Genomic DNA, 13481 nt, shown 5'->3' on the forward strand with positions numbered 1-13481 from the left:
GCCTTCCCCCATTGTTATCGTTCATATTTGTTGATATATAGATCTCCCACAACTTTTGCATTTGTATGGTACCGATCATATGAATGGTAGACATCATATGCCCATTTGAATACCATGAATTCGAGTTCTTTCTGCTTTAGCCCGATTAAGTCTGTAACCGTTAAATGTCCTCTTTGCTGCAGCGGCAATGCAGGAATCAAAATATCCGGGTGTGACCGTTTGTATTGATCCAGAATATTGCTCAACTGGCTTGTCTTTGCATACTCCCATGCTATAGCTTGTTCAAGGATTAAATACTGTCTGGTGAGATGCAAATTGTTGTTCCATCCCCCATGAACCTCCGAATGCTGCAAACAATGTGCATCGGCATATATAAATGTGAATAGATTATTCCCTTCCATAAAGTTCATTGCCAGATCGTTGAAAACATCAAAGCATTCAAACACTCCACCCCTAGTATTCGACCCGCAAAATTGGCATCTGCCGTAATCCTTCAACTCAATCCCCTTTTTCTGGGCTTGTCGCTCTATATTTTGCATAGAACTCACCTTCCCTTCGTGAACACAGATCCCTGAAAACTTGAATCGCCCTTTTGTGATCATTTTAAGGGTTGACGTAACGTTAAGGTCAATAAGCTATTGAAAGGGTCGTTTGAGATTGCCTCCGGTTTTGGCAAGATCACAGGCCGAGAAATGATAAAAAGCCGCAACAATGCGGCTCTTAAGTGATTTTTTGTTCTGGTTGTCTTACAACTTTGCCATGTACCATCGTACTGCTAGCCAAGCCATTTAACGTTACAAAGAACTAAGGATAAACTCCTTTATGGCCATTGCAACTCGTTCAGGCTGTTCTTCTGCTGAAAAATGACCGCAATTTTCGATGGTTGTGGCTTTGATATGTTGCAGGCCATTTTCTCTAAATCCGGCAAGGTATTTTTCAATATCCGCGTTTTCATCCGATCCTCGCAAGTACAGAACTGGCGTTGACACGGTAACATGTTTTGAAGCGGCATTATCCTGTTCATCTTCATGAAATCTTCTGTATAAATCAAATCCTGCTTTCAATGCGTCTAAACGGGAATAGGCTTCGGCATATAATGTTCTGCGGGCATCACTCATTCGCTTGCCCTTTCCGGCCAGCACGTCATAGAAAAAGGAGAAATAAGGAAGTTCTTTGCCTGAAACCAGTATCTCGGGCAATTCAGGCACGTTATGAAAACCAAAATGCCAGATGTAAGGATTACTTTTCACCTCGTTCCACGGATCAACTCCAGGAATGGCGACATTCATAATTACCGCGCGCGATAACCTGTCAGGAAAGCTTTTCAGAAAAGCATACGTCACCTGGCCCCCAGCATCACACCCTACCAACGTCACATCTTGCAAATTCATATGATCCATAATTCCTCGAACATACTCGGCTATATTGCGTTTGCTGTATGACTGCAAAGGAATGACTGAATTCCCGATCCCGGGGATGTCGATGGCGATAACATGATACTCTTCGGCAAGCCTGTGCATCACGCCTTCAAATTCCAGCCAACAGGTCGGCCAACCATGAATAAAAAACACAGTCGGTTTTGATATGGAACCAGCTTCGACTACATGGATCGGGACTTCTTTGACACGTACTTCCCGGTGTGTGAACAAACCTTCTCACTCCTATCGAAATTTTCTGATCACCTCTCAATCGTAGCATTCAAAATATGACAGCATCTTGTCACCATTGACACATCGTAATTACATAATGCGGACGGATGTAAAAGCCAGCTGAGCTTAGCCGGCGGCACCCGACTCGTCTGCAGCGTGCGCGTGCCCCGTTACGGCTGCCCGCCGTTTCATGCGCCGCTCCAGACGCAGGCTAACCGCAAACAAGACGAGCGACAGCGCCGTCATAGCGCCTGCGAAATAGCCTATTTCACCGACGGTAGCGAAGCGCACGACAGCTCCTCCGGCCGATGCGCCCAAGGCACTGCCGACGTACAGGACGGAAGACTGCAGCGACAGGACGATGCCGGACGAAGGCCCCGACAGCCCGATCAGACGGTGCTGCTGCGCAGGATTGAACATGTAACCGCTGAAGCCGAACAGTGCCATAGCAGCCACCGCCATGGCGAGAATACCAGGCCGGCCGGCAAAGCCGTATAATGCGGACATCAAGATAAGCGCGGCTGTGAGCAGGGTAAGCGCCAGCGGAATCGCCCGGTTCGGTCCGATCCGGTCCGCAGCCAAGCCGCCTGTCCGCACCCCGATGAAGCTGGCGATACCGGAGAGGCACAGCACCATGCTGATCGTCCGGCCTCCGGCACCATAGCCGGAAAAGAGTTCGGAAACATACGTAAAGAGCGCAAAAATACCGGTAGCCCAAGCAAGCGTAATCAACAAGGCGGATAGCAGCTCCGGCTTCTTCAGATACGATAGGCGTTCCCGTATGCCGATCGCCGCGCCCGGCGCCACCTTCGGGAACAGCAGCCGGATGGCTAGCGCGGCGAGCAGCGCAACCCCGCCAACGATCCAGAACGTCGTACGCCAGTCGAACGTCAGGGCGACCCACATCCCGAAGGGGACGCCCAGGATCAGGGAGACGGTCTGCCCGGCAATGACGATCGACACCGCGCGCCCTCTTTTCTCAGGCGCGGCCAGCGTGGAGGCGACAGCGACGGCCCCCGGCGAGAACAGGCCTGCCCCCAGCGCGGCGACAATCCGCCCGGTCATCATCAGGCCATATGAAGAGGCGAACCCGCACAGCACGTTTCCGACAGTGAGCAGCAGCAGCGAACCGAACAGCAGTTTCCTGCGTTCCATCCTCCCTGTCAGAGTCGTCAACAGCGGCGACGAAAAAGCGTATACTAGCGCGAACGCCGTCACCAGTTGTCCAGCAAGCGCCGTCGACACATGCATCGCCGCCGCCAGTGTTGGCAGCAGCCCGCCGATCATATACCCTTCCGTGCCGACCGCAAACGCCCCAAGCGCCAGCCAAAAAATCCGTTTGTCCATGAAATCCCTCTCCTTATTTAGATTCGTCTTGTCAATAGAACTGAATCAGTTGCATTGAGAAGCAAAAAAAGCTCAATTTCGGTTACATCTAAAATTCTTCTCGTCATCAATACAACCGAATCGGTTACACTGAACACCGTAATGAGCCCACATCCAGCCGATTCGATACATACCTCGGACAAGGCGCCAGCTGAAGGATAATCTAATATCATACCTGCTTCTCACTCGCGCCCGCGATCAGGCTGCTGTTATTTCTCAACACAACCTTTTCCCCACTTCCATCCTCACATGAAAGTGAGCAGTCGCCTGCCACCTCCTTTCATTGAAACTGAATCAGTTACATTGAAGAGCAAAAAAACGCGGGTCTGTCAAACGGCGTGACAGATTTCTCACCCGGGGTCTCCGGAGGCCGGAATCTCGGATCCAGCAGCTGCTGGCCGTTAATCTAGCCCACTCCGGCAAGCGGTTCTCGAAGAATGCCTACCCTTGCGGCGGCATCACCGCTTCCCTTGCTCCAGCGACGAGGCGACCAGATCACGGATCGATTCCTGTGCCAGCCGGCGCTTCAACGCTTCCTCGCTGTCCTCATAAACCGATTGCAGAGCCGGCTGAATGCCATGGCCGATAATACAGCTCGGGTTCGGCTGGCTGTGATGCAGCTCGAATAGTGGCGTCTGCACAACGGCTTCGTACACGTCCAGCAGGCTGATCTCCTCCGGAAGGCGCGCCAGTTTCCATCCAGCCCCTGTCCCTCCGTGCTGCACAAGAACCAGGCCTGCTTTCGCGAGCTGGCCGAGAATCCGTCTCAGAAAAACCGGGCTCGTTCCCACGCTGTTTGCAATCCGGTCGGAAGGAAAAAATTCGTCCTTCTCCGACCAATAAGCCAGCCAAGTCAATATATGAAGTGCAACGGTGTAGCGGCTTACGATAGCCATTTTCGGCATCCCCTTTCAATAAAACCATTATAGTTTCATTGAACGCCCCCCGTCAACGGCTCCCTTTCTCTTTCCAGCAGCTATAAGGTGTACTTTGTAATGGATTGGCTTCTTACTTCATGTCCTGCCAGCTTTTGAAATCGTGGATGGCGAAGCCGGCATAGCTTGCATAATGAGCCAATTGATTATGGGCGGACTGCAGCTCTTTATCCATCATATCGCTGCTCATGGAATAGAATGAGACTCGCGGACCCTCATTGCTTTTGACCGTTTCGACAGCAATAACAATCTTCTTGTTCAGCGTGGAAGCTTCCCTCAGCATGGCCTGTGCATTTTCCACAATGCCATTACCGCCCAACGCATGATTCCGATAATTCATGATGACAAGGGAATCGAACTTCTCCAGCATCCATGCGCTCATGCTGTAATCCTTTCCCGGTAATTTAATCGTATTCAGCCAATACGGAACGTCGATCGCAATGTTCAAGCCGCTTCCTTTGCTTTCTTTCTCAATCAGTCTCAAATTGTCCATCCAGCTTTCAAGAATGGTCTTATTGTCCGTGGTCCATTCGCTAAGACCATAAGGCTCAATATCGAAATGCAATCCTGTGAAGCCTGCTTCCGGGCCAACAGAGGAATTATAGGCTTTCACCCACGCTATAAATTTTTGAATATCCCCCTGCGCAGACTTTTTGGCCCATTCGGGACGGCCCTCAAGTGCCTCCACTTGAATTCCTTCCATCTTCGCTTTCCGGATGAAGCCTTCATATATTGCCGGATCTAGATCTCTGTCGATTTGAAGGTAAATGGATGTTACACCTTTTACTTTTGCGAAATTTATGATTTGATCTTGATCCTGTTTGAGGATGTGACTGTCCCATATCCATGTTCCTTTCGGAACCCGGGCCACCGAAGACATGATGCTCACCAGATTGCTCGAAGGCTGCCAATCCACGTTGGAGTGTAGAGCTTCACTAATAAAGCGCAGCGGAACCATCGTGCGGCCATTTTTAAGCACCGCCGACCCTGCAAAGTCCACCCTTTTCCCATTCACCAGTGCATAACTATGGCCAATCACCAAAATAATGATGTCACGGTTAAGCGAGATCGTGATTTGTTTTAAACTTCCGTTCCATTTCGTTGTCGCTCCGAGCTTGTCGGATACAAAAGCAAGCGGAACCATCGTAAGGCTGGATTTTTGATCGACATAGGGGTGTCCGTCTGGGAATTGTACTTCACGCCCATCCACGGATACACGGACTTCAGAAGCGTAGATCGCGGGGGAAAATGCACCTAAGCTCAGCATGATCGCCAATGTGCATACTAACCATTTTCTCATGAGTGACTTCCTTATCTTATTAAATTTGTTCTTTACCGCATTGTGCACACTTGGCCGCACATTGAAATTATACGGTATGTAATAATTGGTAACAAGCTCAACGGGCAAATTACGCTTAACCCACAAGAGCCGCTCTACCAGAAGCTATCTCGGCCAGCTCTTATTCCCCTATGCATATCTCTGTTGTTCCATACCTCCGTTAAGCTTGATGTCCCTGTCTTGAATAACAGCCCTTTACTTCAATAACAAAAGGACCACCGAAATAATCAGCAGTCCTTCTATTGATATGAAAGCAATGACCATCCCATAATTTCCTTACAGAATTTTGATCAGGTTTACTAGGTTTTAGTTCCAACCGAGCGCCTTTTTTCCGGCTTCGATAGCTGTGACGATTCGCTCCACATCATAAACATTGCCTTTCCATGTGCCTCCGCTGACGGCTTGCAGAGCAGCCCATAGCTTCGTGTCGTCCGGGAGGTCATCATCGGGACGCATTCCTGGGTGGAATGGCCTCTGGGCCAACAATCGGGCCCCTTCATCCGGCGTTATCTCCTGGTCCCCTTCTCCGATAAAATCAACCCGCCCTTCCAGCCGGTTCCGGTCAACGACAATTTCAATCAAATCGCCGTCCTTGAGCTTGCCGATCGGTCCGCCTGCCAGCGCTTCAGGGCCGACATGACCGATGCACGCGCCGGTTGAAACGCCTGAAAAACGGGCATCAGTGATAAGCGACACATATTTACCGAAGGACAGGTGCTTAAGCGCGGACGTGAGCTGATACGTTTCCTCCATGCCCGTTCCGGACGGTCCCCGGCCAATGAGAACCATGATATCCCCTGCCTGAATACCCCCGTTCTTAATCGCACGGATCGCGTCGCGTTCGGTTGTAAACACCTTGGCCCTGCCTTTATGATGATATATGCCTTCCTCATTCAGGACGGAAGGGTCTATCGATGTGGATTTGATCACAGAGCCTTCCGGAGCGATATTCCCGGTTGGAAACGTGACGGTAGAAGTGATGCCAAGGAGCCTCGATTGTTCCGGGCTCATAATGACACTGTCCGGATCGATTCCGTCCTTTTCCTTAAGCTGCTTGCGCAGCCGATGACGACGCTCCGACGATTCCCACCAATCAAGAACTTCTCCCAGTGAGGAGCCCGTTACTGTAAGCACCGATTCATCCAGTACGCCGAGACGTCTGAGGTGCAGCATCACCTCCGGCACGCCTCCGGCCAGAAATACCCGAACGGTCGGGTGAAAAACCGGGCCGTTCGGTAGTACGCTGACGATGCGCGGTACATCCCGGTTGACTTGGATCCAATCCTGGACCGCCGGCACCTGTAATCCGGCTGCGTGGGCGATCGCTGGGATGTGGAGCAGCAGATTGGTCGAGCCTCCGAACGCAGCATGAACGACCATGGCATTTCGTACTGCCGCATCTGTGAGGATGTCACCCATCCGCAGTCCTTGAGACTCCATCGCCATCAGCGCACGGGAGGATTGACGAGCCATTTCCTCCCAGATGGGCTGGCCCGAAGGCGCGAGCGCGGCATGAGGAACCGTCATGCCAAGCGCCTCGGCGACAACTTGGGCCGTTGCCGCCGTACCGAGAAACTGGCATCCCCCACCAGGCGTCGCGCAGGCCCGGCAGCCAAGTTCCGCCGCTGCTTCCAGCGTGAGTTCGCCGCTTGAGTACCTGGCGCCGATCGTTTGAATTTTGCCGGCATCCTCCCCTTCGGTCGGCGGAAGCGTTACCCCTCCGGGAACGATAATTCCCGGAAGCTGCGGCATGCCCGCAAGCGCAAGCATCATGGCAGGCAGCCCCTTATCACAGGTGGCAACGCCAATAACACCTTTTCGCGTAGGCAACGAGCGGATAAGCCGGCGAAACACGAGGGCTGCGTCGTTCCGGTAGGGGAGCGAATCGAACATACCCGACGTTCCCTGTGACCTGCCGTCACAGGGGTCGCTCACGTAGCCGGCGAACGGGATACCACCGCGGCCGGAAATTTCCTCCGCCGCAGCCTTCATCAGCAAGCCAACCTCCCAGTGTCCTGTGTGATATCCCAGGGCTACGGGACTGCCGTCCTCTTGGCGAATCCCTCCCTGTGTGCTCAGAATCAGAAACTGCTTTCCGTTCAGTTCTCCCGGCTTCCAGCCCATCCCGACGTTTTGGGACATGCCAAACAGGTCTCCGCTTGGAGCATTTCTCAGCAGATCATCTGTTAATGGCAGCCTTCCCTGTACCCCGGGGGCATGCGTTGTAATGTCACCGCTTGCCAGGTCATCCTTCCCCATGATCGACTTGATCGAATTGTGCATGGCACCCTCCCCAAGATTATGGCTTCACGAAAACCGTTTTGATGGAAGTGAAAAATTCAATGGCCGCCTGCCCCTGTTCCCTGGAGTGCGAGCTCGACATTTTCATCCCGCCGAACGGGGCCTGCAGCTCAACACCCGCTGTTTCCGCGTTCACCCGTACCAGCCCGGCATCCATGTCCTGAATAAAGGACAGCATGGCGCTTATATTTTGCGTATAGATGGAGGCACTCAAGCCATAATCGCTATTGTTGGCCGTCGCTATCGCTTCTTCAAGGCTATCCACGGCAATCAGGGCAAGCACCGGACCGAAAATTTCCTCCCTGGCAATGGACATTTGAGGAGTCACCCCGTCAAATACGGTCGGCTGGACATAGAACCCGTCCTCAAGTGCCGGGCCGCTCGCCCTTGCCCCTCCGGTCAGCAATACGGCTCCTTCATCCAGCCCTTTTTGGATGTAGTGCAACACAGTTTCCAGCTGTCTTTCATTAGCGCAGGGCCCCATCCAGGTCTCGGGCAACATGCCGTCACCAAGCCGAATGCCCTCGACTTGGGACAGCAGCTTCGCTTTAAAGGCTTCATACACTTCGCGTACAACGATCACCCGGCTGGTCGCCGTGCACTTTTGGCCGGTGGATTTCAAGCCGCCGCTGATCGTCGCTTCGACCGCCAAATCCAGGTTCGCATCCCCGGCGACAATAATCGGGTTTTTGCCGCCCATCTCGAGCTGGTACTTGGCTCCTCGGGCCAGTGCGGCCGCGCCGACGCGCTTCCCGACTTCGTTGGAGCCCGTGAAAGTGATTCCGCCCACGTCCGGATGCTCCACAAGCGCCGAACCGACCACCGAACCGCTGCCGCATACAAGATTGAAGACACCCGCAGGAATTCCCGCCTCCTCGAAGCATTCGGCCAATTTGGCTGCGGTCACCGCCGTTTCCTGGGCCGGTTTCAACACAACGGTGTTGCCGTATATCAGAGCTGGCGCAGTCTTCCAGAGGGGGATGGCTACGGGGAAATTCCACGGGGCGATCACACCGACAACCCCTAGCGGCACCCGGGTCGTGAACATCAGCGCCTCGCTGTCCGTCGAAGGTATCACGTCACCGGACTTGCGCATCCCCTCACCGGCGTAGTACCGCAAGATAGCGACCCCGCGCATCGTCTCCCCCTTGGCCTCCGCCAGCGTCTTGCCCATTTCCCTTGTCATTGCCTCGGCAACCTCATCTACCCGCCGTTCCAATACGCTGGCCGCACGAAACAGGATATTGCCGCGTTCCGACCCGGGCAGGCTGCGCCAAGCCCGACGGGCTGCTGTAGCTGCTGCAACGGCACGGTTTACATCCTCTTCTGTGGAAACCGGTACATACCCGACCACTTCATGGCGATTGGCGGGGTTGATGCTGGGCTCCGTTTGTCCGGTGGAAGCCGCCGTCCATTCTCCATTGATGAAATTGCGATAAATCTGTTCTCCCTGGAATGCTGTCATTACAATTTCCTCCCCAAATACCTAGTTTGATATAACGTGGTTCACCAACGTCCCGATCCCGCTAATTGAAATCTCGATGCGGTCGCCGGGAGCAAGCGTGAAGTCGGCCGGCGGCACAATAGCTGTGCCCGTCAACAGAACGGTACCGTCAAACAAATCGTTGTCCGCCGTCAGGAAGCGGACCAGCTCATCCAGCTTGCGGTTTAACTGACTTGTGCTTGCCTCACTTTCAACCACAACGAGGCCTTCGCGGTAAATCTGACAGACGATTCTGAAATCGTAGGGGTCTTCCACGGTATCTGCGAGCCGGATCGCGGGCCCGATCGAGCAGGACTTCCGCCATATTTTTGCTTGCGGCAGATAAAGCGGGTTCTCCCCCTCGATATCGCGGCAGCTCATGTCATTGCCAGCCGTGTATCCCACGATGGTCCCGTCTCCGGCAAGCACCAAGCCAAGTTCCGGCTCGGGGATTTGCCATACCGAATCGCTGCGCAGCGTTACATCCTGATTCGGTCCGACCGTGCGTGCTGCCGTGGATTTCAAAAATATTTCAGGTCTCACGGCGTCATAGACTTTGTCGTAGAACGTCTCCGCATCCATTCTTCCGCCAGTGGCTTCATAATTCCTTGCCTCCCGGCTGCGCTGATAGGTGACGCCGGCTGCCCAGACCTCCGGCGCATCTACTGGAGTAAGCAGCTGCAATGACGGCCATGCGGCAGTCAGCTCATTTTGCGGTGTAATAGCGCTTTCAACAACTCGGACAGGTGAAACGCCTTTCTCCCTGGCCTCATCGATCAACGACTTCAAATCAGAGTGAGGCAATGGATAAGCCCTCTCATCATCCGTAACCGCCGCGAGCCTCGTCTGCCGTCCGTCCAAATATCGAATAATTCGCATTCAATATTGCCCCCCAATTTCTCCCTATAAGGGTTGATAATACTACCATATCATCGCCTATGAACCTTGACGATACGCTAATCTTCACTTCGATTTACCCTTTTCACGCATTTCTTTTCCGGAAGGATCAAGCTATAATCGTAACAAATTGATAACTAAACTTGTACCATACAGAGGAGGGTATCGCCGTGACCGAGCTTCCCGGAGTCTATGTTGGCCGTCTTCCCGATGTCCGCATGTCATTTCAGCTGTTGGGCTTGCATGCGCGAAAAGTGGATTCCCGCTGGACCTATCCTTCCCACGAGCATCCCATGTACGAGATCCACTGGGTCGTGGAGGGAGAAATGGACATGGTGATTAATGGGCGAAAATACCGGCAGTCCCGGGGGGACCTGCTGTTCATCCATCCGGGCATGACGCATTCCTGCACCCGTGCCGGATCCCAGGGTTTCACCTACTTTTCCGTTCACTTCAGCGTGGACGATACATCCTTTTGCAAGGAGCTCAACCGCTGCAAGGAATTTTATTATCCGTCAGACTCGCCATTGGTCCAAGGGCTGTCTCCGTCTTTATCGACGCTGTATCGTCTTGCGGCAGAGCACCTGCGCAGCCCGCTCCCAACATCCAAACAGATGAAGGTCCATGCGGCTGTCTTCGAGCTTCTTGGATCCCTGGTTGGCCAACTGTCAGAGACTGCAACCGTCGCCAGATCCAAAAAGGAATCACTTGCCCAGCAGATCGCCGAGCAAATAGAAGATTCCGTAAAATACATTCTCCTTCATGGAGAGATTCGGGAAAACGAACGAACCTGGATTCAGGACATTGCCAAGTCGGTTCATATGAGTCCTTCGCAAGTGAACCGCATCTTTAAGCAGATCTACGGGAAAGCCCCGCGTAAGTTTATGTCCGAAACGCTGCTGAACGAGGCACAGCGCTTGCTGCTGCAAACCGATTTGGGGATCGATCACATCGCCATGATTCTCGGATATAAAACCAATTCGCATTTCAGCCGCCAGTTCAAGCGGTGGACGGGGATGGCTCCCAGCGAGTACCGAAACCAAGTCCAGCAGCAGCCTTTAGCTTATGAGCCGGATCAGTAACTCATTAACGATATCCTATAATCGGCTTCCTCTATGATCCGGTCATAAGTTTTCAAACAGTCACAAGCAATTAATGTGTTACTTCATTACTCAATCGTTTGGTGAACGTGTAGGAACGGCCGGCTTCTCCCTCAAACGAAACGGGATCAAGACCAGGTGCTTCCAGACGGCATGGACCGGAAACCGCGCAGGTTACGACCGATTCAGTAACCTGGCCCTTCGTCCAGGTGAAATTCACGGTGAAGCCGCCTCGGGCCCTCAGCCCTCTGACTTCCCCGTCGCTCCAGCTGTCAGGCAAAGCGGGCAGCAGCCGGATCAAACCGGCGTGGCTTTGCAGCAGCATCTCGGCTATGCCCGCCGTGCCGCCGAAATTGCCATCGATCTGGAACGGCGGATGATTGTCGAACAGGTTAGGCAGCGTAGAATGACGGAGCATCGCTCTTACATTTTCATAGGCTTTGTCCGCATCCAGCAGCCGGGCCCAGAAGTTGATGATCCACGCCCGGCTCCAGCCGGTGTGTCCGCCGCCATTAGCCAGCCTGCGCTCCAACGTCGTACGAGCCGCTGCAGCCAGCTCCGGTGTGGAATCCACGTTAATGCCTTCGCCCGGATAAAGCCCGAATAGATGGGAGATATGGCGGTGTCCCGGCTCCACCTCCTCGTAATCCTCCATCCACTCCTGAATTTGTCCATGTTTGCCGATTTGCGGTTTGGGCAGCCGCTTCAAGGCGGCAGCGAGCTCCTCTCGGAACGCCTCATCTCTTTCAATGATTTCCCCGCTGCGGATGCAAGCGTCAAACAGCGCTTCGATAATCTGAAAATCCATGGTGGCCCCTGCGCAGAGAACTCCTGTTTCGCCATTGGGCAGTCTGTAGCTGTTCTCCGGGGAGACAGACGGACAAGTCATCAGGCGTCCCTCGTTGTCCTCGATTAAATAATCGAGCAGGAACAACGCTGCCTCTTTCATCGTCTCATAGGCACGCGCTAGAAAATAACGATCCTGGCTGAAGCGATAATGCTCCCACAAATGAAGGCACAGCCAGGCAGCGCCCATTGGCCAGAATGATGCCGGAAGATATGTGTCCTGCGGCGCCGTATCCGCCCAAATATCCGTATTGTGATGCGCCGTGAATCCCCGGCAGCCATACATGACGCTGGCCGTGACCCGCCCGGGCTCACGCATCCTTTCGATCAAATCGAACAATGGCTCATGGCATTCGGACAGATTGCAGTTTTCCGCCGGCCAGTAGTTCATCTGCGTGTTAATATTGATCGTGAATTTACTGTCCCAAGGCGGAGTAAAGCTATCGTTCCAGATCCCTTGAAGGTTCGCAGGCAGGGAACCCGGCCGGCTGGAGGAAATAAGCAAGTATCGGCCAAATTGAAAATACGTTTCTAGCAGCCCATTATCCTCTTCGCCCTCCCGGAACCGCTTCAGTCTTTCATCGGTCGGCAGCGCGTTTTTGCCTGGGCTTTCCGGCAGCCTCAGGGTAACCCGCCCGAACAATTCAAAGTAATCCTTCACATGTCGGGCAAGCAGCTCGGCATAAGAAACCTGGCTCAATTCCTCTAACTGTCGTTTGCAGTAAAGCACCGGATCGGGATGCCGGAAGGTGGTACCCGCGGCAAGCAGCAGCGTAACCGCATCCGCATTTTCAACCAATAAATATTCGCCTATGGTCTTGCACACTCCGCCTTCTGGAAGCGCCTTCACGATGGCGCAGAACGAGCTGCCTCCTTTGCCGCCGCATTCCCCTTGCATTACAAGTCCCTGCTGTCCCCATTTTTCTGTCTTCTCCATGTATCTCCAGTTTCGGCGGTTAAACCTTGCCTTTAAGGAAAGCGCCCCCTTTTTGTCAGCGGAAATCCGCATCATGATCGCCTGATCCGGGTAACTGACAAACAGCTCACGGATATACTGGATATCTCCGATCCGGTAGCTGACCCGGGAAACGCCGCGTTCCAAATCCAGCTCCCTTTCGTAATCCCCGGCCTTCTCATGATGATCGAACGAAATCAGAAGATCGCCGAGCGGCAAGTAGTGCCTCTGCGATTCGGGCAGCCCCGCCATCGTCATCCCCGCAAGTGCCTCCGCCTCCTTCAGGCGTCCCTCCATAATCAGTTTGCGGATTTCCTGCAGATGCGGCAGGGCGTCTTCGTTATTGCGATCACGCGGACCGCCATACCATACAGAATCTTCGTTCAGCTGCAGCTTCTCCTCGGTTATTCCACCAAAGATCATGGCGCCGAGCCGGCCGTTCCCAATCGGCAGTGCCTCGTTCCACTCTGCGGCAGGCTTGAGGTACCATAATCGCTGTTTCTGTTCCACGGTCTCAGTGGGATTCATATTCGTCATGCTTTTCCTCCAATCCGCCTCACAGGCGAAAAAATGGTGTGTTCAATCCAGTT

General features: G+C 53.5%; 10 protein-coding genes. 1 reads left to right on the top strand and 9 read right to left on the bottom strand.

The window, feature by feature from the left end; translation table 11 throughout:
* Positions 1-14 precede the first annotated feature (14 nt).
* The 8 genes from ABIE48_RS16720 to ABIE48_RS16755 form a co-directional block, all read right to left on the bottom strand.
* Entirely contained in the window at positions 15-539 is a 525-nt protein-coding gene (locus ABIE48_RS16720) for a DUF5946 family protein (protein WP_192713858.1), read from the bottom strand.
* Positions 540-794: 255 nt separating this feature from the next.
* Entirely contained in the window at positions 795-1649 is an 855-nt protein-coding gene (locus tag ABIE48_RS16725) for an alpha/beta fold hydrolase (RefSeq protein WP_192713857.1), read from the bottom strand.
* A 126-nt stretch (positions 1650-1775) separates the two neighbouring features.
* Positions 1776-2996, bottom strand: a complete 1221-nt coding sequence (locus ABIE48_RS16730) for an MFS transporter (protein WP_192713856.1) — start codon at positions 2994-2996, stop codon at positions 1776-1778.
* A gap of 497 nt (positions 2997-3493) precedes the next feature.
* A complete protein-coding gene (locus ABIE48_RS16735; protein ID WP_145018397.1) occupies positions 3494-3931 on the bottom strand; it encodes an Rrf2 family transcriptional regulator in 438 nt (145 codons plus the stop codon).
* A gap of 112 nt (positions 3932-4043) precedes the next feature.
* Positions 4044-5270 (bottom strand): copper amine oxidase N-terminal domain-containing protein, encoded by a 1227-nt coding sequence (locus ABIE48_RS16740; RefSeq protein ID WP_145022869.1) that lies wholly within the window; start codon positions 5268-5270, stop codon positions 4044-4046.
* A 345-nt stretch (positions 5271-5615) separates the two neighbouring features.
* The gene (locus ABIE48_RS16745; protein ID WP_192713855.1) at positions 5616-7592 is read right to left on the bottom strand and encodes a YjhG/YagF family D-xylonate dehydratase; all 1977 of its coding nucleotides are present in this window, start codon (positions 7590-7592) and stop codon (positions 5616-5618) included.
* A gap of 16 nt (positions 7593-7608) precedes the next feature.
* A complete protein-coding gene (gucD, locus tag ABIE48_RS16750) occupies positions 7609-9075 on the bottom strand; it encodes an alpha-ketoglutaric semialdehyde dehydrogenase GucD (protein ID WP_192713854.1) in 1467 nt (488 codons plus the stop codon).
* Positions 9076-9096: 21 nt separating this feature from the next.
* Positions 9097-9972 (bottom strand): fumarylacetoacetate hydrolase family protein, encoded by an 876-nt coding sequence (locus tag ABIE48_RS16755; RefSeq protein ID WP_192713853.1) that lies wholly within the window; start codon positions 9970-9972, stop codon positions 9097-9099.
* Between the two features lie 236 nt (positions 9973-10208).
* On the opposite strand from ABIE48_RS16755, the gene ABIE48_RS16760 reads away from it, so the two are divergent.
* Positions 10209-11072 (top strand): AraC family transcriptional regulator, encoded by an 864-nt coding sequence (locus ABIE48_RS16760; protein ID WP_089550251.1) that lies wholly within the window; start codon positions 10209-10211, stop codon positions 11070-11072.
* Positions 11073-11142: 70 nt separating this feature from the next.
* On the opposite strand, the gene ABIE48_RS16765 is transcribed toward ABIE48_RS16760, so the two are convergent.
* Positions 11143-13428, bottom strand: coding sequence for a glycoside hydrolase family 95 protein (locus ABIE48_RS16765; RefSeq protein WP_192713852.1), 2286 nt, complete (start codon positions 13426-13428; stop codon positions 11143-11145).
* Positions 13429-13481: the final 53 nt, after the last annotated feature.

It is taken from the genome of Paenibacillus sp. OAE614, assembly GCF_040546645.1.
Classification (GTDB): domain Bacteria; phylum Bacillota; class Bacilli; order Paenibacillales; family Paenibacillaceae; genus Paenibacillus_AQ; species Paenibacillus_AQ favisporus.